This is a genomic window from Fibrobacter sp. UWB5 (assembly GCF_002210295.1).
Classification (GTDB): domain Bacteria; phylum Fibrobacterota; class Fibrobacteria; order Fibrobacterales; family Fibrobacteraceae; genus Fibrobacter.
The window spans coordinates 751,791-775,817 of record NZ_MWQH01000001.1 but is presented as its reverse complement, the minus strand read 5'-3'; the positions used below and the strand labels follow the sequence as shown (position 1 = coordinate 775,817).

The window sequence follows — 24,027 nt, the reverse complement described above, 5'->3', positions numbered from 1 at the left end:
TGGTGACAAGGAGCACTTTTCCCGGGAAAAAAAGATATATTGAATATGAAACAACAGAATTTGGTGGTACTCCGCCAAAATAAACTTGCAGCCATTGTACTTTTTTTGTAAATTTGGCGCGGTTTTGGTATGTTGAGGATTTAATGGATATTCCACTGTACAATAGTATGTATCTTGATTTTAGGTCCAAGCTCTTAGGACCTGTCTTTAGTACAGAGGAAATTCTCGCCAATTTAGCCCGAAATTTGCCCCCTCTCGCAAAAAATGCAAATATCGGCTATGTAAACTGCCTTTTCTACGCACCGGTTAGCCAGTTTGCCCCCAACGGGCTTTCTGGAGAATTTACCGCCTACCACGACAAGCAGGCCCTCCCCGAAAAGCCCACCAACCCGGACTTTTCCGAGACCATGACTACCGGCGAGCAGGGATCGTTCACCTTCCAAGCCCACCCCATCCAGGGGCACACCTTTACCGACGGCGAAAGGCAAATCATCCAACTCCTCAGCTGGGACTTCTTTATCCTTTCGGGCCGTGCACGGCTCATGGGCAACACCCGCAAGGCCGCCATTTCGGACCCCATGACCGGGGCATACAACCTGGCCGGCATCTTCGCGTTCACCCAGCAGTTCATTGGCGACAACCTCAAGGACTACACCGCCCACTTTATTAACCTCAAGAATTTCAAGTACATCAACAAGGCCATGGGCAACAATGTGGGCGACCTCGCCCTCAAGATGTACGTCAAACAGATTCTCCAGTTCCTCGACAACACGGAACTGATCGCCCGCCTCGGCGGCGACAACTTCTTTGTTTTGACCAGAAAAAGCCATCACAAGGAATTCATCGACAAGTTTACCGTTTGCGAACTGACCGCAAGCCAGGGCCCCAAGCCCATGAATATCCGCCTCCAGGCGCGCATGGGTGTCTACCCCATCGAAGAAAACGTCATTGTCGGCGACGCCCTGAACAACTGTGCAACCGCCATGCAAGCCGCCAGAATCATCAGAACCCGCGACGTGGTGTACTTTACCAAGGAAATGCAGATTCAGTCTATCCACCAGAGGGAAATCTCGACTGAATTCCACAACGCCATGCGCAACCGCGAACTGGTCGTGTTCTACCAGCCCAAGGTCAGCCTCGACAACAAGCAAATCAACGGTGCCGAAGCCCTGGCACGCTGGGTCCGCCACAAGACCATCGTCCCGCCCATGGACTTCATTCCCATTCTGGAACGCGAAGGCACCATCTGCGAACTGGACTTCTACGTTTTCGAGACCGCCTGTAGCGATATCAGCGACTGGCTCAAGGCTGGCATTACCCCCGTACGCATTTCTTCGAACTTCTCGAAGCTGCACCTGCGCAACGAAGACTTTGCCGACCGCATTCTCAACACCTTGAGCAAGTACGAAATCGACGGCAAGTACATCGAAATCGAACTGACCGAAGTCTCCGATTTTGACGATACGATAGCCATGCAGAAATTCATCAACATCATGCGCAAGAATGGTATCGGAGTGGCCATCGATGACTTTGGCACCGGTTATTCGACCCTGAACGTGCTCAAGGACTACAACGTCAGCGTCGTCAAGATCGACAAGTCGCTGTTGAACAATATCGGCAAGGCGAACTCCAACGACGAAGTCATTCTGAGAAACGTGGTCAAGATGGCCCAGGAACTCGACAAGGACGTGATCGCCGAAGGTGTTGAAACCCAGGAACAGGCCGATTACCTCAAGGGAATCAACTGCAAGAACGCCCAAGGCTTCCTGTTCGACAAGCCCCTGGTCCGCGACGATTTCTTGAAGCGACTGACTGGCGATCATACGTATTAATTCCGAATTCTGGAATCAGGAATCCGGATTAATCTTCTTTTGCTATATTCTCACGTAATGAAGACTCTCGTTCACGACAGAAAAGTTTGCCTCGCCTGTGCAGGCTGCGTGGGGACATGCCCCAAGATGGCGCTCGATATGTACGGGCTCGATTTGCAGATTGATCACGAAAAATGCATCAAGTGTGGCGTTTGCTCCAGGACATGCCCTGTAGGCGCATTGAAAATCGTGGAGGTGGACGATGCTTGATTCCCGTTACGATGTCGTTGTCATTGGCGCAGGTCCAGGCGGTTCCGTCGCGGCCCGCAACCTGGCTCGCGCAGGTCGCAAGGTCCTGTTACTCGAGAAGCGTGAAAAAATCGGTTACCCCGTACGTTGTGGCGAAGCAAGCACCAACCTGGCCGACTTGCAGACTTACGGTCCGATTGACGAGAGCTGTATCGAAAGCATTATCAACGGGCTCTACATTTATGGCCCCGCCGGCGTGAATATCGAGGTTCCCAAGCCCGCCACCGGCATCATGCTCAACCGCGAAATCTTTGACCCCTGGCTAGCAAAGCTTGCCGCCGACGATGGCGCCCAAGTAGAGACTTGCGCCCGCGCGGAATTCGTGGGCAATGTCGAAGGCGACGAACGCATGGTACGGGTCGTACTCGGAAAAGGAGACGGAAACGGGGCCGTCACCGAAACGGGCACCCAGGAAATTTTTGCAAAGATGGTCATTGCCGCCGATGGCGTCGAAAGCCGCATTGGCCGCATGGTGGGTCTGGACTGCGGACAGAAAATGATGCAGACCTGCACCGGTGTCGACATCCAGGTGCAAGGCCTTTTGACCAAGCCCGACTACCTGACCTTCTGGCAAGGCCACGATTTTATTAACGACGGTTACATCTGGAGTTTCCCGAAGCAGAAATCGAACGTCACGAATTTCGGCGCAGGCTTTTTGATTAGCAACAAGAACAGGCCGAACATTCTGGAAGTCACGATGGAATGGCTCGAAAAACTTTTCCCGGGCGCCAAGATCAATCATACCGTCGGAGGCGTGATTCCGGTTTCGAGCACGCTCAAGGATTACACGCTCGACCGTTTCGCCCTCGTGGGCGATGCCGCCCACCACACCAACCCGCTCACGGGTGGTGGTATCGCTGCCGCGATGAGGGCGGGAAGATTCTGCGCCGAATACGTAGACCAAGGTCTTAAAGCCGGCAACCTCTCGAAGGAATTCCTGAAGCAATACGAAAAGCGTTGCTACGATTACTTCGGCAAGATGCACGACTTCGAATACAAGTTCCGCAGGTTCCTGCTCGCCATCAACCGCGAAGACCAAATCGGGCTCTACAAGGTACTGCAAGGATTCGCACTGAGCGGATACAAGAAGAGCGCCTTCCTCAAGACGCCCCTTCAGACAACGAAGTTCCTGTACAAGTTCTGGAAGTTCAAGTAGCCGCTAGAACAACTCATCCACTTTCGTCTTGGCAAGCACGCGGTTATAGATAATCCGCTTGCCTATTTTTCCGTCCGTGGCGCACACGTGGTCCGTAGGCGGTTTCAAAATAGATGTCACCAAATGGGCGGCCACCGTTTCTGCATGCACCGGGCGTATGAACGCCGGAATCCATTCCGGGTGCGCGCCGATTGTCCTTTGCAAAAGTTCTTCGCCAAAGCGCCTGTCCTTGTGCTTTCCGAGCAAAAGCGAGGGTCGCACCAATGTCAGCGTTTCAAAGCCCATCATGTCCAGGCCTTCTTCGAGCTGGCCCTTTAAGCGGTTGTAAAAATACGGCGACTGGCTGTCGGCTCCCATGGCACTTACACACAAGAAATTCTTGACTCCCGCCTTCTTGGCAATCGCCGCAAGCTTGAGCGGAAGCCTCAGGTCAACCTTTTCTTGAGCGGCCTTGCTCCCCGCCTGCTTTCGGGTCGTCCCCAGGCAACACACCACCGCATCGCAACCGGTAAAGCCCGCATAGAAAAACAGACGCAAGGCATCGTTATCTTGTTCAAAATCCACTTGCTTAAAGTCGAGCTTGAACGAACCTTCCAGAATCCCCAGGTCCTTTAAATCCGGGATATTCCGTACAGGGCAAAAAACTCGCACAACCTGCGGGAGGCGTGCGAGCAATTTCAAAACGTTTTTGCCGATAAGTCCGGTAGAACCGAGAACAGCAACCTTCATAGAACAGTTACTTGACCATATCTCTGGTATTCAGGAAGCCGCGTTCCACACCGCGCGTAGGCAACACCACAACCTTGTTGTCTGCAGTGACAATCACCGTGACGCCGGCGATGTAGTTAATCCAGCGATAGGATTCATACGTCTTGAGGTCAACCGTACGGTTAGAAGCATAGACAGCCAACGGTTCCGTGAGCAAGTCGTGGGTAATCAACACGTTCACGCGCTTCCAGTAAGGCAGGTTGGCAAGAACCACTTCGTTCACGAACTGGTCGCCACGTTCCATGAGGTCATAGAAATAACCCGGAAGGCCCAAGTTCACCAGAAGAGTCGGGAACGGCTGTTCATAGCACCACATGGCCACATACTTGAAGGAGCCTCCACGCTTGGACACCATGGCATCCAAGGAATCCGAAGGAACCGTCAAGAAATACCCACCGTTAATTTCTTCCATCGTCACCACTTCAGTGGTTTCGCCACGGCCCTCTGCAATCTTTGCAGCGGTCGTTTGGGTGCGCAAGAAATCGGTAGCGCCGTAATAGAACGATTCATCGCTCTTGAGCTTTGCGCCCACATCAAGTGCCTGCTGAAGGCCGACTTCGGTCAGAGGAGATTCTTTGCCCAGGCCCGATTCACGTTCGGCATGGCGCAGCACGTAGACAATCTTGGCATCGGCAGGGACAGCCTTGTAGATATCGCCCACATCGTAGAATCCGTTGGTATCGGGAGCGAGAACCAAACCGGCTGCGGCGGGGTCACGGTAGAAACCGGCGGCCGTCATGGTAGGATCCGTCGGAGTAGACGGATTGACAGTCGTATCTGCCGGAGGGTTGGTAACAGGGTCTGTCGGGTCGGTTACCACCGGATCCTGCCCCGGGTTTTCCGGATTGGTAGCCGGATCAGTCGAGGGGTCCGTTACGGTCGGGTCCGTCGGAGTTGTAGCCGGATCCGTTACAGGATCTGTAACAGGAGTTATCGTGGACGAATCAGTCGGAGTCACCACCGGATTCGTCGTTTCGGGAGAAGCCGGAGTCGAATTGGAAGAATCGTCACCACAGCCAGCAATAACAACAGAAATAAAAGCGGCGCAAATCACGGGGAAAGCCTTGCGGGCTACAAACTTTTTCATATTCATCGTTTTTTCCTCTGGTTTATTATCTATCCCCCTAATTTAACTATTTGCTCCGCACAAAACCCGTAAATATTTCTAAACTTAACGACGTATAATTTTAAACCTAACCCATGGGATTGTCTTATGGCAAAATCATTCAAAAAAGCTGAAGAAGTGACCGTGCTCGGAAACGATGCCGAATCTTTCCGCAAAGCATTCACCGACCACATTCACCACACGCTCGCCCGTAACAGCGCGACCGTGACGGACCACGAAAAGTTCCTAGCCGTCGCTTACGCCGTACGCGACCGCTTGGTTGACCGCTGGATCAAGACCCAGGAAACCTACTACCAGAAAGACGTGAAGCGCGTCTATTACCTGTCCCTCGAATTTTTGATTGGCCGTACCCTCGGCAACTCCGTGCTGAACCTCGACGTCGAAAGCGCCGTGACCGAAGCTCTTGACGAACTCGGCATGACCCTCGAAGAACTCCGCGAACAGGAAGTCGACGCCGGCCTCGGTAACGGTGGCCTCGGCCGCTTGGCCGCATGCTTCCTCGATTCCATGGCAACGCTCGAACTCCCGGCTACCGGTATGGGCATCCGTTATGAATACGGTATGTTCAGCCAGAAGATCGTGAACGGCGAACAGGAAGAACAGCCGGATAACTGGCTGCGTCTCACCAACCCGTGGGAAATCGCCCGTCCGTCGAACGAAGTCAAGGTGCCCATGTACGGCTACGTGGTCAGCTGGATGGACGAAAAGGGCAAGCTCCGCAACCGTTGGGAAACCAAGGACTACGTGCTCGCTCTCCCCTATGACACTCCGATTCCGGGTTACAAGAACAACACCGTGAACAACCTGCGCCTCTGGAGCGCCAAGTCCACCGACGACTTCGGCCTCAGCTACTTCAACAACGGTGACTACATCGCCGCTGTGCAGGACATGGAACTTTCCGAAACCATTTCCAAGGTGCTCTACCCGAACGACGCTTCCATGAACGGTAAGGAACTGCGCCTCAAGCAGCAGTACTTCCTCTGCTCCGCCTCTCTGCAGGACATCATCCGCCGCTTCAAGAAGCTCCACGAAGGTGAATGGAAGGTGTTCCCTGAAAAGGTCGCCATTCAGTTGAACGACACGCACCCGGCCATCTCTATCGCCGAAATGATGCGTATCCTCTTGGACGAAGAAAACCTGGAATGGGACGATGCATGGGAAATCGTGACGCACACGTTTGCCTACACGAACCACACCTTGATGCCCGAAGCTCTTGAAAAGTGGCCGGTCAGCCTCTTCGAAAAGCTCCTGCCGCGTCACCTCCAGATCATTTACGAAATCAACGCACGCTTCCTCCGTCAGGTGTCCCTCAAGTGGCCCGGCGACAATGCTCGCCTCGCCCGCATGAGCCTCATCGAAGAAGGCGGCTGCAAGATGGTCCGCATGGCTTACCTCTCCATCGTGGGTTCGTTCGCCGTGAACGGTGTGGCAGCACTCCACTCCGACCTCCTGAAGACCACGCTCTTCAAGGACTTCTACGAACTGTGGCCTGAAAAGTTCAACAACAAGACGAACGGCGTGACGCCGCGCCGCTGGGTCCGCAAGGCTAACCCGGCTATGTCCGAACTCATCACCTCCAAGATCGGCGAAGGTTGGGTCAAGGATCTCGACGAACTCAAGAAACTCGAAAAGTTTGCAAAGGACGCCAAGTTCCAGAAGGAATTCATGGCTGTCAAGAAGCAGAACAAGGAACGCCTCGCCAAGTACCTCAAGGCAACGCAGGGCGTCGATGTCGACGTGAACACGTTCTTCGACGTGCAGGTCAAGCGTATCCACGAATACAAGCGCCAGCTCCTGAACATTCTGCATGCCATTCACCTGTACATCCAGCTGAAGGACGGCAAGGAAATCATGCCGCGTACCATCATGATCGGTGGTAAGGCCGCTCCGGGTTACTGGATGGCAAAGCAGATCATCCGACTCGCCAACGCCGTGGCCGCAATCATCGACGCCGACCCGGTCTGCAAGGGCAAGCTCAAGATGGTATTCCTCGAAAACTACCGCGTGTCTTTCGCCGAAAAGATTATTCCGGCCGCAGACCTCTCCGAACAGATTTCGACCGCAGGCACCGAAGCCTCTGGTACCGGTAACATGAAGTTCGCCTTGAACGGTGCACTCACCATCGGCACGCTCGACGGCGCTAACGTCGAAATGAAGGAAGAAGTCGGCGACGACAACATCTTCATCTTCGGCCTCACCGTGGAAGAAGTCACCGACCTGCTCGCCAAGGGCTACCGTCCGCGCGACTTCTACGAACACGACGACGATCTCCGCCGCGTGATCGACCTGATCGCTTCTGGCTTCTTCAGCCCGGATCGTCCGGACCTGTTCAAGCACATTGCCGAAAAGCTCCTCACCAACGACACCTACCTGCTCTGCGCAGACTTCCGCAGCTACATTGACATGCAGAAGAAGGTCGCCGAGGAATACTTGGACAAGAAGACTTGGGCAGAAAAGGCTATCCTGAACGTCGCTCGCATGGGCAAGTTCAGCTCCGACCGTACCATCAAGCAGTACGCCGAAGAAATCTGGAACGCCAAGGGCTGCAGCATCAAGCTGTAGTTTAGACGAGAGACTAGAGAACGCTAACTGCGTTCGCTACAGACGAGAGATTAGGTCGCGATTTCCATCGCGACCTTTCTTATATGACCGCTCGGCTCTATTGCAATTATAAAATGTGATATCGCCTCGCTACCACCTAAAGGTGGCCATACCCACGTAAGTGCTTCCCCAAAGAGGATAACTCTACTAAGGTGCTAAAGCACCAAGTATCGTATAAAAGCACTAAGTGGTCAAAGGTCGCCATCACGGCACGCTTACGCCGTGCCGCTTATGGCTCACGATATTATATTTGGGCCAAAGGATATTTTTATGGAAATCAAGAAGACGAATGCGGCGCGAATTCTAGACCGCCAGAAAATTTCTTACGAGCTCATCCCCTACAAGGTCGACGAAAACGACCTGGGCGCGCAGCATGTGGCCGACAGTCTCGGCGAAGACATCAATCAAGTTTTCAAGACGATCCTCGTTCACGGCGACAAGATCGGCTACCTCGTGTGCGTGGTGCCGGGCAATCTTGAAGTGGACTTGAAGGGCGCCGCCAAGGTGAGTGGCAACAAGAAGATCGACACCGTCCCGCTTAAAGATCTGACGCCGCTGACCGGCTACATTCGCGGCGGTTGCAGTCCGCTCGGGCTCAAGAAGAACTTCCCGATTTTCATTCACGAAACGGCAATGAATTTCCCGTACATTTACGTGAGTGCTGGCGAGCGCGGCTTGCAACTGAAAGTTGCACCCGCCGACCTTGTGAAGGCGACACGCGCCACCGTGGGCGTGATCGCGCGAGTCCCGCCCGAAGCCCCGCAAGATTAAATTAAACTAAAAAGCCTCTCCCGAAGGAGAGGCTTAAATTTTCGCTTTGCAGCAAACCGGATTACTTCACCGAGATGCTACGGACAGCGCGGCCCTGCTTTACCATATAAACGCCAGAATTGTACTTGGCCTTGATCGCTGCATTCAGGGATTCTGCGTCAGCAGCATCGACAGAACCGAGGAACTTGCCCTGGGCGTCAAACACGAGCGATGTATTGCTACCGACAGTCATAGAACGAATGCTCTTGATAGCCTCGGTCGAGCTACTAGATTCGATAACTTCTTCGGAAGAGCTGGACTGTTCCGCCCCTTCGATATAGACCTTGGCATAGGGAAAATCGTATTCGCCCTTGGCATTCGGACCCGAAGTGCTTCCGGCTTCGCCAAGGATCTTGGCTTCGTGCATCTTGCCCATCTTCATGCCCAATTCTTCCCACTTTTTGAAATGGGCGGTAATGTCAATGGTACCGCAATCGCGCTTACTCTTACGCACGCTAAAATACTGTTTGAAGTATTTATTGTCACCATCGATGGAATAAGAGGTACGGTCACCTTCGTAAACCGTATACTGGGCGCCATCGATTTCAAACACGCCATGATTCTTTGCAGAAGAGCCCTGGGCAACCCAGTCGCCCGGCATATACTGGCTACCGGTGTTATCCACAATGTACCATTCCACCAAGGGTTCACGGGTCCAACCGTAAATGCCGATGTAGGAATAATCGATTCCGGAAAGATTACCCTTGACCAACTTGAAATCAGCCTTCATGTGGCCAAGTTCCTCGTGAGTCTTATCGCTATTGAAAGAAAGACCGGCACGGCACAGATAGTCCTTGGCGCCAGTCATCTTACAATTGAAGGAACCATCATCATAGAACGTTGCGGAACCACCGTTACCGCCTTCGTTCCAGAGTTCGTAACCGATACCGTTGTCGAACGAACCCACCTTATTCGAGGTGACTTCCTCCTTGGAACCGCTGTGCGCGGCAGTATTACAGAAATCCTGAGCAAAAGCATTTGCGGTCAGGGAACAAGCGGCGATTAAGCCGAAATAGAGGATTTTTCTCATATACACCTTCCTTTTGTACGAAATTTAACTCTACAAATTCGTTTTTGCAAGTACAGAAGTTGCGTCCCCTATCCCAAATTGGAACAACCCACCTGAATTCCCCGGATAAGCGACCTGTATTCTTCCATGAACAATTCATGGTTCTGTTTCACGAAATCCAAGTTGCCTTCTTTACAGGCCATTTCCAGAGCCTTGGCGTCTTCATAAACTTTAACCGCACCGATTGTAAGAGAAGTGCTTTTTATGGAGTGTACCGTAATGCGGTAATATTCAAAGTCCCCTTTTTCAAAGTATTCTTTCAGTTCCGAAGTCTTTTCGCTCTTTACATATTCGTCAAGCATTTCTTTATAAAATTTCTTGTCGTTCATGCAATAAGCAAGACCCGTTGCCGTATCCAGCATTTCGGACAAATCGACCTGAGGCATTGCATCAACGACTTCTGCAGAATCGCAATTTTTCTCTTCACTCTTTTCTTCATGCAGAACCTTGACCAAGTCCTTCGACAAGAACTTCTTGAGTGTTGCCAGCAAGGCCTCTTCGCGAATCGGCTTAGCCATGTAATCCGAGAAGCCTTCATCCATATAACCATTCCGGGCATCAGAAACGGCATTTGCCGTAAGCATCACCACCGGCGTAATGACGTTCGGATTCTTTTCCAGTTTCTTCATGCGGCGGAATGCTTCGATACCGTCCATGACCGGCATCATGTGATCCAAGAAAATGACATCGTAGCGTTTGCTCTGAATGAGTTCCAGAGCGTCGGCGCCATTGATCGCCGTGTCGATTTGAATCTTGGTATCCTTCAAGAGGCCCGCAAACACCTTCAGGTTCATTTGCACGTCGTCAACCACCAGGATTTTAGCCTTGGGCGCCTCGAACCGTTCGTGCGCCGCATCCACCACGTTCACGTGTTGCTTATAAAGCTTTTCGAAATCACCTAGGGGCGTTTCGTCGCTGACCTGTTGTTTCAGGTGAACCTTAAAAGTCGAGCCTTCGCCATACACGCTGTCCACGCTGATAAAGCCACCCATCATATCAACCAACTGCTTGGTCAAATTCAAGCCAAGTCCCGTCCCTTCGATATTGCGGTTTCGTTTCTCGTCAAGGCGGACAAAGTCCCTGAACAATTTTTCACGGTCCCTTTCGCGAATACCGATGCCAGTATCCTTCACTTGAATAAAGAGGTCCACTCGACTGGTATTGTCCCCTTGCATCGGGTCAACATCGACTTTCTCTGTCCAAACGGAAAGCGTGACCGTCCCTTCGTTCGTGTACTTGACCGCATTCGAAAGCAAGTTGTTTACCACCTGCCTAATGCGGACTTCGTCACCGAACAGCGCTCTTGGAATATCCGGCGAGATATCCATCTTCATTTCCAGATTCTTGTCGTGAGCGCGGAAAGCCACCATATTGTAACAGTCGTTCAGCACCGTAAACACGCTATACGTAACAGGCAGAATTTCCATCTTGCCCGATTCGATTTTAGATATATCCAGAATATCGTTAATGAGAGAAAGCAACGTTTGGCCTGCACTTTGAATATTCAAGGCGTAATCACGCAAGCTTTCATCTTTGCATTCCTTCAAGAGCATCGAATCCATGCCCAAGATTCCATTAATCGGCGTACGGATTTCATGGCTCATGTTGGCAAGAAAAACACTCTTCGCCTTGCTTGCGCTTTCGGCATTTTCTTTTTCGCGAAGCAGCTCCTTGTTTTCGCGGGCTTTCTTTTCAGAAAGCACCACATAGAGCATGGCAATTGTAAACATGAATATCAAAAGGCCAAAGACCCAGATAATCAAGAATGAAATATCATCTTTTTCAGCTGCCACCTCTCTTTCGGGCACTACGCCCGTCAAGGCAACTCCCGGCAACTTGAGTTCAGCGATAAAGTAATAGTATTCCACACCACGAACATCCAAATGCGTCGCTGCAGAAATGGAGACATTCAAGCCAGCTCTCAGCTTATCGCGAACCGCCAAGAACCCTTCTTCTCCCCACAGCAAATCTGTTCCAAGCGAATCATTCGAAGACTTGATGATAATAGAATCCCTCGAGTCTCTAAGGGTAGCATAGCCACGGCCTCCATAGCTCTGCACGCCGAAGGTCTTTACAATCGCCTCATCCTTGTACATGCGGAACAGCACATACTTGATGTTTTTCCCGCTGTACACGGGAGCCGAAAACATAAGGCCAATTCCCTTGGAATAGCTTATGGATTTTACTCCATGGAACGATTCCGAAATACCCTTAAAATGCGAAGCATCGATATGAGTCGTATCGCCACTATAGACAATTTTACCGTTCAAGGCTATCATGCCATAGTAATAATTGCCATTCGGGTCTTCAAGCGTTGCAAGCATCGGCTCAAAATGACTCATATTCGCAGAAATCCCCGAAGAAATTCCTGCCAGAGATTTCAATTCAAGATCAAGCCTTTCTCCTGCCGCGGCGGCATAGCTTTCGGCTTGGTAAGCCACTTGCTTTTCGACATAGTTATCAAACAGGTTCGAAAACTTGACACGCAGCAAAACTCCAACTAAAAGGAGTATCAAAACAAAAAACAGAATACCAACTAAGGGACGCACCCCAATCTTTTTTATCATGGTTCTATCGCACCCTTTATAAGCCAATTCATTTCATTGTGCAGAACTTCGTCACTAATCGTTTCGCCCTCTTCGGAACGGATCTTTCCTTCGACATCCTCAATCCTTCCCGAGAAAACATTGTAGCCTGCCTTGATTTTTTCGGCAGCCGCATTTACCAGAATCTTCACGCTATCAGGAACTTCGCTAGAATAGAATGCAAGCCCTACGGCATCTTTTTCTAGTCCGACCCAGTAATCCATATTTTCGTTATCCTTTTTCTGGATATAGTCCTGAATAAAGTCCTTGTAAATAATGCCCCAGTTGATAGCGATGGAGGTAAGCATTCTAGGCGAGAACCGGTTATTTTCCACATGGTTTCCAATGCAATATAGCCCACGCTTTTCGGCCACTTCAATAATAAAGGCCCTGTCTTGATGGAACGCGATAACATCGATACCCGAACTATCAATCAACTTGTTTGCGTTTTCAGTTTCCATTCCGCCTTCGTTCCAGGAATTCGTCCAGCGCACATACACCTTCGCTTTCGGGTTAACGCTTTGCACGCCCAAGATGAACGCATTCAAGCCCCTATAAACCTGGATATTCTTCATCGCAGCGACAAAGCCCACGTGGTTCGTCTTGGTCATGGCCCCCGCAACAATTCCTGCAAGATATCGAGCCTGGTAAATACGGGCAAAATAGGCTTTATAGTTGGGAGCATCGTATTCCCAGTTGATTCCATAGAATGTCACTTCCGGATGCGATTCAATAATATCCTTGATTAAAATCGGATAATTGTAGCTCGTAAGCACAATGACTTTCAAGCTATCGGCAATCATTCCGGTCACCGCATTCGCAAGGGGAATACGTTCCTCGGGAATATCAATCACCAAGTTCCTTTGCACGCCAAGGGAATCGCAAGCAGCCCTAATCCCTTTGTAATGAGTTTCATTCCAGCCATTATCGGCCGTATCGCTTAAAAGGACAAACCCGACACGGAGCTTTTGCGATTCGGTCTTCTTGACCGATTCCACGTTGTCGACTTTTGCAAACACCACGTACAACAGCGCAAAAAAGATGACGACTGCCGTTAACGCCCCCATAGTCACTTTACTCTTCATCGACCGTTACCCCCTTTACGAACCAGTTGAAATTATTCAGCATGTCGCTGTCAGACATACTTTCGCCTTCATTAATGCGAATTGTTCCGGCATCATCTTCGATGGGTCCGTAAAAAACATCAAAAGAACCGTTCTGAATTTTTTCGCGTTCACTCTCCACAAGTTCAACAGCCTCCGGCGCCACATGACTTGTAAGTGGTGCCAAGTCAACCACGCCCGAATTGGCTCCGCTCCAATAATTTCGGCCTACAAATTTTCGTTTAAGAACCTCGAGAATGTGCGGCGTATAGAAATTTTCCCAGCGCCACACGGGAGCCGTCAAGAAATGTTCCGGATACATTTCTGCATTGTCCAAGTTATAACCCACCAGCCAGATTCCAAGAGAATCTGCAATGCGTAAGGGTTCCTGGCTGTCTGTATGCAAGGTAAGCACATCAATGGAATCGTGATGAGCCAAAAGGGTACGGGTCGCCCTAGCACAGGCCTTGTCCTCGTTCCAGGATTTTGTCCAGCGAACAATCACGTTCGCATCCGGGTTCGCCTTTTTCACGCCCAAGGTAAAAGCGTTTATTCCACGAATCACCTCGGGAATATCGAACGCCGCCACATAACCAATGTTACCCGTTTTTGTCTGCATACCGGCAACAATGCCCGAAAGGTAACGCATCTGGTAAATTCGGCCAAAATACGTCGCCATATTCCTGGAATACGACAAGCCGGACGCATGGAAAAACTTTACATCCGGGTGCTTGACAGCCACATTTTGAACGTAAGGCCCCAACTGGAAAGAATTCGCCACGACAATCTTTGCGCCTGCGGCAATGAGGCCTTCCATCACTTCTTCAGAAGTTCTATCTGCCGGAATCCTTTCGCGGAACATAACGTCCAGATTCAACTCCTTAGCGGTCTTTCGCATTCCCTCATAATGGGACTGTCCCCAGCTATGGTCTTCGATAGAGCCGTTCATAATCATGGCGACTCTTGTCTTTTCGCGGGTAATGTCCGTATTTTTCTTTTTCACATTGAATGTGAGCAATCCCGCTATAATGACAGCAAGGATTAGCGACGGAACAACATAAACTAGCTTCATGTTACGACTCCCCTGCTGCAAGATAAACGGACAATTTTTCTAGAATCGTTTTATAGTCAGCCATGCACTTTTCATGTTGCGCACGGACATAATCCACGTTGCCTTCTTTACAAGCCGTTTCTAGCGCCTTGGCCGATTCCGACAAGGCGACCGCCCCGATTGTCAACGATGTACTTTTCAGGGAATGGATTGTAATCCGGTAACATTCAAGGTCATTACTTGCCAAGGATTTTTCCAATTCATCGCGACGATCGTTCTTCACGTATTCGGCAAGCATTTCACGATAAAAGGATTCGTCGTTCATGCAGTAGCCAAGCCCCGTTTCCGTATTCAGGAATTCCGATAGCGCACCCATCGAAGACGAGGCCTGTTTCGCCAGGTTCTTTTCGACAGCGTGAACATCTTCGATAAGCTCAGGCGACAAAAGTTTTTTCACCACCGAAAGCAAAACCTTTTCGCGAATCGGCTTGGTAATGTAGTCGGTAAATCCCGCCTGCATGTAGGCATCTTTGGCGCCCACCACGGCATTGGCCGTAAGCATGACCACGGGTGTCTTCCGAATATCAAAGCCCTTTATGTCCTTCATGCATTGCAAGGTTTCAATGCCATCCATCACGGGCATCATGTGGTCCAAAAGAATCAAGTCATAATGATTTTCTTCAACAAGCGAAAGGGCATCTTCACCATTGGTCGCCGTATCGATTTTTACCTCCGTTTCCTTGAGGAGTCCGCAAACCACCTTCAGGTTCATGACGACATCGTCGACCACGAGCAACCGGGCTTTTTTCGCCTTGAACTTTTTATCTGCGGAATCAAACGAAATAAATTCCTTATGACGTTCAATAAAGTTGCCAATAACTTCATCACTCTTGACGGGTTGCGGAATATGGACTTCGAATACCGAGCCGGAACCGTAGACGCTTTTCACCAGCACGCGGCCCTTCATCATCTCGACCAATTTTTTCGTCAGGTTCAGCCCAAGTCCCGTGCCTTCGATATTCCGGTTGCGTTCCAAATCGATTCGTTCAAAACTCTGGAACAATTTTTCACGGTCATCAGAGCGAATCCCGATACCGGTGTCAGCCACAATTATCACGAGTTCAATACGCTTAGTCGAATTTTCCTCAGGCAGGGCCTTGAAATCGACCAGCAAGTCTACCGTTCCCTTCGGCGTATACTTGATAGCGTTCGAAAGCAGGTTGTTCACAATCTGGCGGAGTCGCACATCGTCGCCTTCCAAGAGCGCGGGCGTCTTCGGATTCACGTTGATATTGAATTCCAGCCCCTTGCTTTGTGCACGCGGATTAGCGACGCAGTAGCAATCATTCAGCACCGCGAACAAGTCGTACTCTTCGACAAAAAGTTCCATCTTGCCCGATTCAATCTTGGTTATGTCCAAGACATCGTTCACTAACGACAAAAGCGTGTGGCCTGCATTCTGGATATTTTGGGCATATTCCAGCAGCGAGTTGTCCTTGCATTCCTTCAGGAGCATGGCATTCATCCCTAAAATGCCGTTGATCGGCGTGCGGATTTCGTGGCTCATGTTGGCAAGGAAAAAGCTCTTGGCCATGTTCGCCGATTCCGCATTCTTACGGGCTTCTTCGGCTTCGGCCCAAGCCTTACGGAGTTCGTCGGAATGTTGGGCTTCTTTGCGGGCATTATCCAAATTTTCAAGCAAGCGGTGCGTGAGTTTTGCAATGGTAATGCACAAAAGGGTCATGGTAATCGCTTCAATCAAAAAGCCCGCCGAACGAGAAATCCACCAGAACGTATCCGAAGAAAATTCTCCATGGTTGGCACCGGGAGCCCTAAAGTAAAGGGATACCACAATCAAGATGTAACTGAATATCGAAATTTTAAGGGTAAAGGCAGCGTTGAAAAACAACAGACTCGTGACCATGGCAAGAGAATAGGTCATGTAAACGCCAATGTTTTCGTTCGTCGCAAGCGTTGCAATAATGCACCCCATACCGAGCACGCAAAAATACCGACGCACTACGAGCGGAGCTCCCATGCGCTCAATAAATGTCGGGAGCCACAGAATCACGAAAGCGATTGCTGTCAAAATCGTCAGTTCGCAATAGTCGATTTTAAACAAATGAATAATGTTTCCGAAATAGATTAACGGAAACATCGCCCATAGCCAGCGCATGACGCGTGTCAGGGTTTGCAAAACGCGACGATCGTTTTCATCAAAGATGTCGTTAGGCACAATAGTCCGCATCGATCCACCCCGCTCATCAGACAAGTCTATCGTCGCGCATGGTATAATTCACGTCTTCGTCAATCATCTGAAGCATGATATCGGCGAAGTCCGGATCGAACTGCAGACCGCGACCGCGAACAATTTCACTGCGAACCGTTTCTTGCGGCAAGGCCGAACGGTAACTACGGCGACTCGTCATGGCATCGTAGGCGTCGGCCACGGCGATAATGCGGCCAATTTCAGGAATGCCATAACCGGCAAGCCCTTCCGGGTAACCCTTGCCGTCAAAACGTTCATGGTGGTAATGCGCACCGATTTCGATTTTGGGCATCTCGGTGATGTTCTTCAGAATTTCCACACCGATACTCGGGTGCTGTTTAATCGTTTCGTATTCTTCGTCCGTGAGCTTGGAATTCTTGTTCAAGATATAGTCCGGAATACCGATTTTTCCGATATCGTGCAACAGGGCAATGAAATAGATTTCGTCCTGGAATTCCACGGGCTTGCCTGCGCGACGAGCAATTTCCTTGCTGTACTTAGCCACGCGGCTCGAATGACCGTTCGTGTAGCGGTCCTTGGCATCAATCGCCGAAGCAAGCGTCTTGACCACCTGCAAAGAAAGAACTTGAAGTTTGCGACGGCTTTCTTCGAGTTCTTCAGTACGGCGTTCCACTTCGCTTTCAAGGTTGACCTGCAATTCGCGAAGCGAGAGAATTCGCTTGATTCGCTCAAGCACCACTTCGGGCACCAGGGGCTTTTGGATATAGTCGAGGCCACCTTCCTGAAACACCCGGACCTCGGTCTCCCGGTCGCTGTCCGCGGTCAAGAACACCACCGGTAACTCGTTGCAATGCTTGATCTTACGAATCTCGGCCAGCAATTCGAAGCCGTTCTTGCCCGGCATGTGAACATCCAAAAGGGCAAGCGCAGGCAACTCCTTTGACAGGTAGTCCAACGCATCCTCGTAAGAGTTCGCCATCACGACGTCATACGTCGAACTGAGCATGTGCTCGGCGAACTTTAAATTCATTCGGTCATCGTCTACGATCAAGACCGTTTTGTTTTGCGAAACCAACATGTTAAATCCTCTTTACACATTGTAAATATATATCATAAAACGGCTTTTTTGACGATTTCTTAAGAAAATATTCTACAAATATGACGAAATTCTCACAATTATGCAGAAAATGGCGATTTTTTATATAATTAAGGCATGAAATCCCCCCTTTTTAGCCTTTTTTCCCTCTGTGCAGGGGTTGCCATTTTCGCGGCAGCCTGCTCCTCGGATTCCTCATCCAATGCCGAAAATACCGAAATAAGCGAGCAGACCACCCCTTCCAGTGAGACGAACCTATCTTCCGCAACGGAATCCCCGATTGACGAACCGACCTCGTCTTCCGCAGATGTCCCGGCAATCTCCAGCGAGGCTGAAAATCCATCCACAGCAAATTCTTCCGCTACCGACATGAGCGGTTCTCGCGATGCCGAGAGCAGCGCAAATGACATCGCAAGCAGTTCGAGCGACACTGCAAACAGTTCAAGCGTTGCCACGAGCAGCGCAAATGACATTGCCAGCAGCTCGAGCGGAATCACTTCCAGCGGAAACATTTCGAGTGAAAGCAACCCCGGCGAATCCCCGTATCTCTGGCACGACGAATTTGACGGCGACAACATAGACTCCGAAAAATGGACTTTTGAAATCGGCACCGGTGCCAGCGGCTGGGGCAACAACGAATGGGAATACTACACCGACCGCAAAGAAAACGCCTACGTACAAGACGGCATTCTGCACATTCGCGCAACCAAGGAAGACTACGAAGGTTCCAAGTACACCTCGGCCCGCATGATTACCAAGGGTAAGTTCAGCTTTACCTACGGCACCGTTGAAGCGAGAATCGCGCTCCCCGTAGGCAAGGGAATCTGGCCGGCATTCTGGATGCTCGGAGAAAACATCGATGCCGTAAGCTGGCCCGCCTGCGGCGAAATTGACATCATCGAAACGGTGAACAGCGAAAACATCGTCTACGGCACCAACCATTGGGCTAACGGCAGCGAGTATGCCACCTACGGCAACAACACCGGCAATTACCGCGACCAAAAATTCGATCTCGATGTCACGCAATTCCACAATTACAAATTCACATGGGACGAAAAGTACATCCGCATGTTTGTGGATGACTTCATGTATCACGAGATTTTAATCGAAAATAACACCGGCGACACCGAAGAATTCCACAAGCCGTTCTTCTTTATCTTGAATGTCGCCGTTGCAGGCAACTGGCCCGGATTCGAAGTAGACGACTCGCAATTCCCGAACGAAATGCTCGTCGACTACATTCGAGTGACGCAATAGATTACTTAGCGAAGATTAATCTTGAACGTCTTTGACATGCCCGGGTAAGCGACTCGGACAAGGGCGATGCCGTTTGCGGGCATACCCTGCAACGCAATACTTTGGGCGCCACGCACTATCTTTGCCGAAATTTTCTTGCCGTCAATGCCGACTACAGAGACGCGGGCATTTGCAGGAACATTCTGCGTAAACTCAAGAGCCCATGTTCCTGTACCGTAGCGCACAAGGTTCACGCTGTTCGGGGCGGTGATTGCAGCAACCACCTTCGTGGAACTTTCAGTAATCTTCCATACGAGCGTGGAATCCTTGTAATCCTTACCCACATACAGCGAGGTATCGTAACGGAGTACGGCCATTGCATGGTATTCCCCCGGCTTCGTCTGCGAGGCATCGGCATAGTCGACCGCAACTTGTTCCGGAACGTTTTCAAGCTTTACGGAATGTTCCGTAGAATCAAATTCAAATTCTACAGTCTTACTCCACACGATCTTCGAAAGATCCAGCGTATCCTTGTTGATGGTCCACTTTAGGCTATCCGTGAAGACCGGCGCATTGTACTGGGCCGTATCGTATTGCAACGTCACGCGGGCAACATACGTTCCAGGAACCGTTGCACTGTCGTTGCAGTAAGTTGCCTTTACCTGTTCCGGAAGGCCACTCAAAGAAACAGCCTTAGCCTTTCCATCGTAAGTGAAGGGCGCCGTATAGTCCCATTTCACCTTCGAGAAATCCAGGTTCTTTTTGAAGAGGGACATCAAAGAAACCCAAACTGACTTTTTGTAGCCATCTGCAGCAACGGTCAACACCGTAACCGTGTCACGATCCAGGGCCTTGAAAGAAACGGTATCGGCTTTCAACACTACCTGCGACACGTTCGATGTCCAAACCGCCGTTTCGCCAAGGGCATTCTTCGTAGCAACTGCAAACGGACTCCAGACTAAATCGGCATGTTCGTAGTCTTCTTTTCCGGTTTTTAAATAAGCAGGCGTTGCACCAAGTGCGCTAATCTTGCGAATCGCTTCTACCGGAGACTCTGCAAGTGCCTTCAGCTGCGGATAACAACCTTCCACCTGAATCCAGTTTTCGGCATTCAACACCGAGGGTAAAGAATCTGCAGTAAGTTCTGCAGTCAAGCGCCTTGTATACGCTTCATTGGTATCAAGGCGAGCCCACTGCAAATCGACAACGGCACTATCCCAATTTTCGGCATGGTAGCGCTCCGGATTTTCAAGATGCTCGTAACCATGGAGGAAAGCAGAACTTACCGAATAAGGAGTCGAGCCGGCGTTCCATCCAACAAGGCTTCCGCTAGAAGAATTCTTTACATCGGCATCAAAAGAAAGGGCGCCTCCATTCACGATATTTTTCATCGTCAAGGTATAAAGCGAATAACCGACAACGCCGCCCATCCAAAGCAATGTCTCCGACTTATTCGAAGAAACAGAGCCATAGTTTGCCACGTTTTTTATAGTCATCTCCTGAGGTTGAGAGCTTCCCACAATGCCGCCAATTCCGGCAGCGAATACAACATCAGCACTCGATTCGTAATACACATCACCAATATTTATCGATCTTTCAATTTCAAAGAAAGAATTCATTCCTTTCGGGACGCCATCATACGCATCACCAACAAGTCCGCCAATGAAATCTGAAGTCGCATTCTTATTTGGTGTCACCAAAGAATCCATCCTATACCCAGCACTGACATTACCCGAATTATAGGAATCGCTTATATGCAAGGACCAGCCATCTCCAATAAGGCCTCCCACATCCATTTCACTTGTTTTTTTGGCAGTCTTGACAGCATGAAGATTACCCTCGTTACCGCATTTCTGCATCACCGCAATGGTATCCGAAGAGGCATAATAGCCCGCAATGCCACCCACTTTCAAATTGTTGCCGCCACGGACATCTACATCTCCGTAATTAAAGCTGGTTTTGACACGAGCATTCTTGTGACTCAAAAGACCCGCAACACCACCGACAATTGTTAAAGAAGAGCTTTTCCTTTCGACAGTAACACTTCCCTTGTTTAAGGCATCCCGAATTTCTACATACTTGGAATTGGAATAACCTAGAACGCCACCCACATAGGTGCCAACCTCAGATGTATCGACATTCACTTCGACGGCGCCTTCATTCACAATCAATGCAAGCGAAACGGAATCCGTATAGTCTGCGCTTCCGATGACGCCGCCCACTTTGACTGTACTTGCAGCTAATACCAGTGCAGAGACATCACCTTTATTCACAAGGTCAGATGCTTTCGTATGTATATATCTGCCGAAAACACCTCCTACATATTTGTCATACAAGTACTCATACAAGCTAACATCAATATTACCGGTATTGGAATTATTTTCTACCACACCATCATTTGAATAGACTTCAGCCAAGAAGCCAACTGTACCACCCATATAAACATACTCTGCGTAACTATTGACCTTGACATCGCCCTTATTATGGTTATCTACAAATCTGACAGACGAAGTAATTTCACCGGCGATGCCACCAAGATACGACCCTACGACACCCGTTAGATTTCCCTCGTTTATATTATTTTCAATAGTGGACTGGGCAGACATAACACCCAGAATACCGCTCACTGCATCAACATATGTACCCTTCACATTAGCCCGGTTCACATTACCTGTAACAGATGCTTTTGTGCCACCCGTAAACCCGATTATTCCACCGACAATCTCTTGAGACTTGGTACTGTCCGAACGAGCGACTTCGACAGAGCCCTCTACCAAATTGTTCTGCAAGATGAACTCGTTTAACCCAATCGAGGCAACAAGGCCACCAGCCCTTCCGTTGCTGTAAATGGTTCCATCCGATACATTGTTGCGAATAATACCCACATTACCGCCCATGTAACCGGCAATCGCACCTGCAGAACGACCTCCCGCAAGCCGAATATGGACATTTTCAAGCACCAGATTTTCAACAATGGCCGTATCGGCAGCGATAATCGTTTCGAAAAGACCTCCATTCACTTGAGAAAGGGAATCTTCGATATCAATATAGAGATTCGAAATCTTGTGATTTGCGCCATTGAGTTTACCCAAGAAATTCTTGATAGGAGTCCAGTTGCCTTTGCTGGGGCCACAGACAGAACTCAAGTCCAGATCTTTGGTAATCTTGAACGCGAGACGCGCACCCGCATCATCCATTAGAACGCCCTTGTATTTAGTCGTATCGGCAAGAGCCTTTCTGAACTGCAACAGTTCTTCCACTGAAGAAATCGTGAGCGGGTTTTCAAGCGTTCCCAAATCATTTATCGCAGAAACATTCACGATGATTTTTTTCGTTGCATTTTCATTAAGCACATAAAGGGTATCCGTTCCCAGGGAATAAGGCGTTGCAACAGAATCGTTCACGAAAGAGATGTTCCCGCGGGCACTATAGACATCGACTGCATTCCCTGCGGCATCCTTAGTCGTATAGCTTATGTTTTTCGAGATGTGTGCGATGTCATCGCCAAGGCCCAAGCGCACCGGAGTAGAGGCCACCTGCTGAGCGTCGCGGATTTCTTTCATTGGGTTTTCGGCAAGGGTCTTGATTTGCGGATAGTAGCCTTCCTTATACACCCAAAGGGAATCGCCCAGAGCAGCTACAGTCTTTCCCGAAATCAAGCTGTCCGTAACATAGGCATGCGCCGCATCAACTGGATACAGGCAATCCTCTTCAAAATGCGACATGACGCTATCATAGATTGCAAAGGTATCAGGGGCGGCTATGCTTAAGTTCGCAGCGATATTTTCAGCAGCATCTGTTTTCACCCGGCCCGCGATTCCACCCGCATAACCAAAGCCGATTGCGCCGGCATTCATATTATGGTCTGCATAAAACGCGCCATTATTGTTGTTTCCGACAATTCCACCGGCATAGGCGCCAGCATTGATTACACCCAAGTTAAGCGATTGGGAAATCTTCATATAACTAGGAGAAGATTCTGCGACAAACCCAACGATGCCTCCCGCATTAGTCCCCGCAAAAACGCTGCCCGAATTTACGCATGTTAAAATGGTCTGCGGGTTCATCATCGATTTCCAATGACCTACAATGCCTGCGGCCGAAGTCGATGCCTGCACGTGACCAGAATTAAAACTATTCGTAATGGAGGCCCCGCCGTCTGCTGTAACAGCAATGATACCACCCGAAATTTTACCCGAGCTCACGTTTCCCTTGTTAATCAAGTAATTCAACTTGGCGGAAGTCATTATTGAACTGTAATCAGCCGCAACGATTCCTGCAGCAGTATCGGACGCATAGACGCCACCCAAATTTGTACAGCTATCGATATGCACTCCGAATCCATTGACGGCCCCCACAATGCCACCTGCCTTGAGCATAGCATCGACATAGCCTTCATTCACGCAATTCTTGATACGCACTCCGTCGGAGAGAGCAGCATTCCCTGCAAAACCGACAATGCCACCCGCAGCAATCCTGCCATGCACACGGCCCTTGTTTTTACAATTAGCGATAATCACATTAAAACCAGCATGCCCAACAACAGCCCCTACTTGGCCTTCCCTTTCTGAATAAATGCGGGAATTTTCGCCGATGGTCAGATTTTTAACTTCTGTCGTTGACTCATATTCAGTTTCCATCACGCCAAACAAGCCATAATAGCCTACTTCCGTATCACCGCGTTCCGGCAAATCTTCATCGATATACAGATAGTCAATCGTCTTGCCGTCGCCGTCAAAGTTGCCCTTGAACGGATGTTCCATGGAGCCAATCGGAGTCCAGTTTCCGACATTCTTTCCGCAAACTGTACTCAAGTCCAAATCGCGGACAAGTTTAAAATACAGGTCCGTCGCACCATCAGAAACGTCGACACCCTTGAATGTACCGCTACCGGCATTCACCGCATTGCGCAGCAAAACCAAGTCATTTTCGTTATCAATGGTCAACGGATTTTCGGCAGTTCCCAAATCTGCTGCGAAAACGGCACAAGAAAGTGCAATAAAAAACAAACACGCCCTTTTAAGCATATTCATCCTCCTTATATTATACAAGGTAAATGTAATTAAAAAAGGCCTT

At 49.8% G+C, this 24,027-nt stretch carries 15 protein-coding genes; 6 read left to right on the top strand and 9 right to left on the bottom strand.

What is annotated here, in order from left to right; all coding sequences use genetic code 11:
• Positions 1–245 precede the first annotated feature (245 nt).
• Genes B7989_RS03205 through B7989_RS03195 form a run of 3 tightly spaced genes read left to right on the top strand, consistent with a single transcriptional unit; the run spans position 246 to position 3,276 of the window.
• Positions 246–1,832 carry a bifunctional diguanylate cyclase/phosphodiesterase gene (locus B7989_RS03205; RefSeq protein ID WP_158212857.1) on the top strand — a complete coding sequence of 529 codons (1,587 nt, stop codon included), beginning with the start codon at positions 246–248 and terminating at the stop codon, positions 1,830–1,832.
• A gap of 57 nt (positions 1,833–1,889) precedes the next feature.
• Entirely contained in the window at positions 1,890–2,081 is a 192-nt protein-coding gene (locus tag B7989_RS03200; RefSeq protein WP_088627357.1) for a 4Fe-4S binding protein, read from the top strand.
• Positions 2,074–3,276 carry an NAD(P)/FAD-dependent oxidoreductase gene (locus B7989_RS03195; protein WP_088627156.1) on the top strand — a complete coding sequence of 401 codons (1,203 nt, stop codon included), beginning with the start codon at positions 2,074–2,076 and terminating at the stop codon, positions 3,274–3,276. Before B7989_RS03200 ends, B7989_RS03195 begins: the two co-directional genes overlap by 8 nt.
• Positions 3,277–3,279: 3 nt before the next feature.
• On the opposite strand, the gene B7989_RS03190 is transcribed toward B7989_RS03195, so the two are convergent.
• Both B7989_RS03190 and B7989_RS03185 read right to left on the bottom strand, forming a co-directional pair.
• Positions 3,280–4,005, bottom strand: coding sequence for an NAD(P)H-binding protein (locus tag B7989_RS03190; RefSeq protein ID WP_088627155.1), 726 nt, complete (start codon positions 4,003–4,005; stop codon positions 3,280–3,282).
• A gap of 7 nt (positions 4,006–4,012) precedes the next feature.
• Entirely contained in the window at positions 4,013–5,131 is a 1,119-nt protein-coding gene (locus B7989_RS03185; RefSeq protein WP_144264951.1) for a histidine phosphatase family protein, read from the bottom strand.
• 126 nt (positions 5,132–5,257) lie between these two features.
• Between B7989_RS03185 and B7989_RS03180 the strand changes: the two genes are divergently transcribed.
• Complete coding sequence (locus B7989_RS03180) at positions 5,258–7,732, top strand: glycogen/starch/alpha-glucan phosphorylase (protein ID WP_088627153.1); 2,475 nt, start codon at positions 5,258–5,260, stop codon at positions 7,730–7,732.
• A 309-nt stretch (positions 7,733–8,041) separates the two neighbouring features.
• Positions 8,042–8,542 carry a Cys-tRNA(Pro) deacylase gene (gene ybaK, locus B7989_RS03175; protein WP_088627152.1) on the top strand — a complete coding sequence of 167 codons (501 nt, stop codon included), beginning with the start codon at positions 8,042–8,044 and terminating at the stop codon, positions 8,540–8,542.
• A gap of 61 nt (positions 8,543–8,603) precedes the next feature.
• Here ybaK and B7989_RS03170 read toward each other — a convergent pair whose 3' ends face one another.
• The 6 genes from B7989_RS03170 to B7989_RS03145 form a co-directional block, all read right to left on the bottom strand.
• Entirely contained in the window at positions 8,604–9,611 is a 1,008-nt protein-coding gene (locus B7989_RS03170; RefSeq protein ID WP_088627151.1) for a glycoside hydrolase family 11 protein, read from the bottom strand.
• Positions 9,612–9,679: 68 nt separating this feature from the next.
• The gene (locus tag B7989_RS03165; protein ID WP_158212856.1) at positions 9,680–12,142 is read right to left on the bottom strand and encodes an ATP-binding protein; all 2,463 of its coding nucleotides are present in this window, start codon (positions 12,140–12,142) and stop codon (positions 9,680–9,682) included.
• A gap of 71 nt (positions 12,143–12,213) precedes the next feature.
• Positions 12,214–13,320 (bottom strand): BMP family ABC transporter substrate-binding protein, encoded by a 1,107-nt coding sequence (locus B7989_RS03160; RefSeq protein WP_088627149.1) that lies wholly within the window; start codon positions 13,318–13,320, stop codon positions 12,214–12,216.
• Entirely contained in the window at positions 13,310–14,410 is a 1,101-nt protein-coding gene (locus B7989_RS03155; protein WP_088627148.1) for a BMP family ABC transporter substrate-binding protein, read from the bottom strand. The genes B7989_RS03160 and B7989_RS03155 overlap by 11 nt, the downstream gene beginning before the upstream one ends.
• Before the next feature lies 1 nt (position 14,411).
• Positions 14,412–16,637 (bottom strand): ATP-binding protein, encoded by a 2,226-nt coding sequence (locus tag B7989_RS03150; RefSeq protein WP_088627147.1) that lies wholly within the window; start codon positions 16,635–16,637, stop codon positions 14,412–14,414.
• Between the two features lie 16 nt (positions 16,638–16,653).
• Positions 16,654–17,697, bottom strand: coding sequence for an HD domain-containing phosphohydrolase (locus tag B7989_RS03145; RefSeq protein WP_088627146.1), 1,044 nt, complete (start codon positions 17,695–17,697; stop codon positions 16,654–16,656).
• A 135-nt stretch (positions 17,698–17,832) separates the two neighbouring features.
• Between B7989_RS03145 and B7989_RS03135 the strand changes: the two genes are divergently transcribed.
• Positions 17,833–18,972 carry a glycoside hydrolase family 16 protein gene (locus B7989_RS03135; protein ID WP_233144222.1) on the top strand — a complete coding sequence of 380 codons (1,140 nt, stop codon included), beginning with the start codon at positions 17,833–17,835 and terminating at the stop codon, positions 18,970–18,972.
• Positions 18,973–18,977: 5 nt separating this feature from the next.
• Here B7989_RS03135 and B7989_RS03130 read toward each other — a convergent pair whose 3' ends face one another.
• Positions 18,978–23,960, bottom strand: coding sequence for a hypothetical protein (locus tag B7989_RS03130; RefSeq protein WP_088627143.1), 4,983 nt, complete (start codon positions 23,958–23,960; stop codon positions 18,978–18,980).
• Positions 23,961–24,027 lie beyond the last annotated feature (67 nt).

What these genes read in the sequence shown, in the direction of transcription:
- B7989_RS03200 (WP_088627357.1), top strand. Translation starts at nt 1,890, where the DNA reads ATGAAGACTCTCGTTCACGACAGAAAAGTTTGCCTCGCCTGTGCAGGC.
- B7989_RS03195 (WP_088627156.1), top strand. Translation starts at nt 2,074, where the DNA reads ATGCTTGATTCCCGTTACGATGTCGTTGTCATTGGCGCAGGTCCAGGC.
- B7989_RS03190 (WP_088627155.1), bottom strand. Translation starts at nt 4,005, where the DNA reads ATGAAGGTTGCTGTTCTCGGTTCTACCGGACTTATCGGCAAAAACGTT.
- B7989_RS03185 (WP_144264951.1), bottom strand. Translation starts at nt 5,131, where the DNA reads ATGAAAAAGTTTGTAGCCCGCAAGGCTTTCCCCGTGATTTGCGCCGCT.
- B7989_RS03180 (WP_088627153.1), top strand. Translation starts at nt 5,258, where the DNA reads ATGGCAAAATCATTCAAAAAAGCTGAAGAAGTGACCGTGCTCGGAAAC.
- ybaK (WP_088627152.1), top strand. Translation starts at nt 8,042, where the DNA reads ATGGAAATCAAGAAGACGAATGCGGCGCGAATTCTAGACCGCCAGAAA.
- B7989_RS03170 (WP_088627151.1), bottom strand. Translation starts at nt 9,611, where the DNA reads ATGAGAAAAATCCTCTATTTCGGCTTAATCGCCGCTTGTTCCCTGACC.
- B7989_RS03160 (WP_088627149.1), bottom strand. Translation starts at nt 13,320, where the DNA reads ATGAAGAGTAAAGTGACTATGGGGGCGTTAACGGCAGTCGTCATCTTT.
- B7989_RS03155 (WP_088627148.1), bottom strand. Translation starts at nt 14,410, where the DNA reads ATGAAGCTAGTTTATGTTGTTCCGTCGCTAATCCTTGCTGTCATTATA.
- B7989_RS03150 (WP_088627147.1), bottom strand. Translation starts at nt 16,637, where the DNA reads ATGCGGACTATTGTGCCTAACGACATCTTTGATGAAAACGATCGTCGC.
- B7989_RS03145 (WP_088627146.1), bottom strand. Translation starts at nt 17,697, where the DNA reads ATGTTGGTTTCGCAAAACAAAACGGTCTTGATCGTAGACGATGACCGA.
- B7989_RS03135 (WP_233144222.1), top strand. Translation starts at nt 17,833, where the DNA reads ATGAAATCCCCCCTTTTTAGCCTTTTTTCCCTCTGTGCAGGGGTTGCC.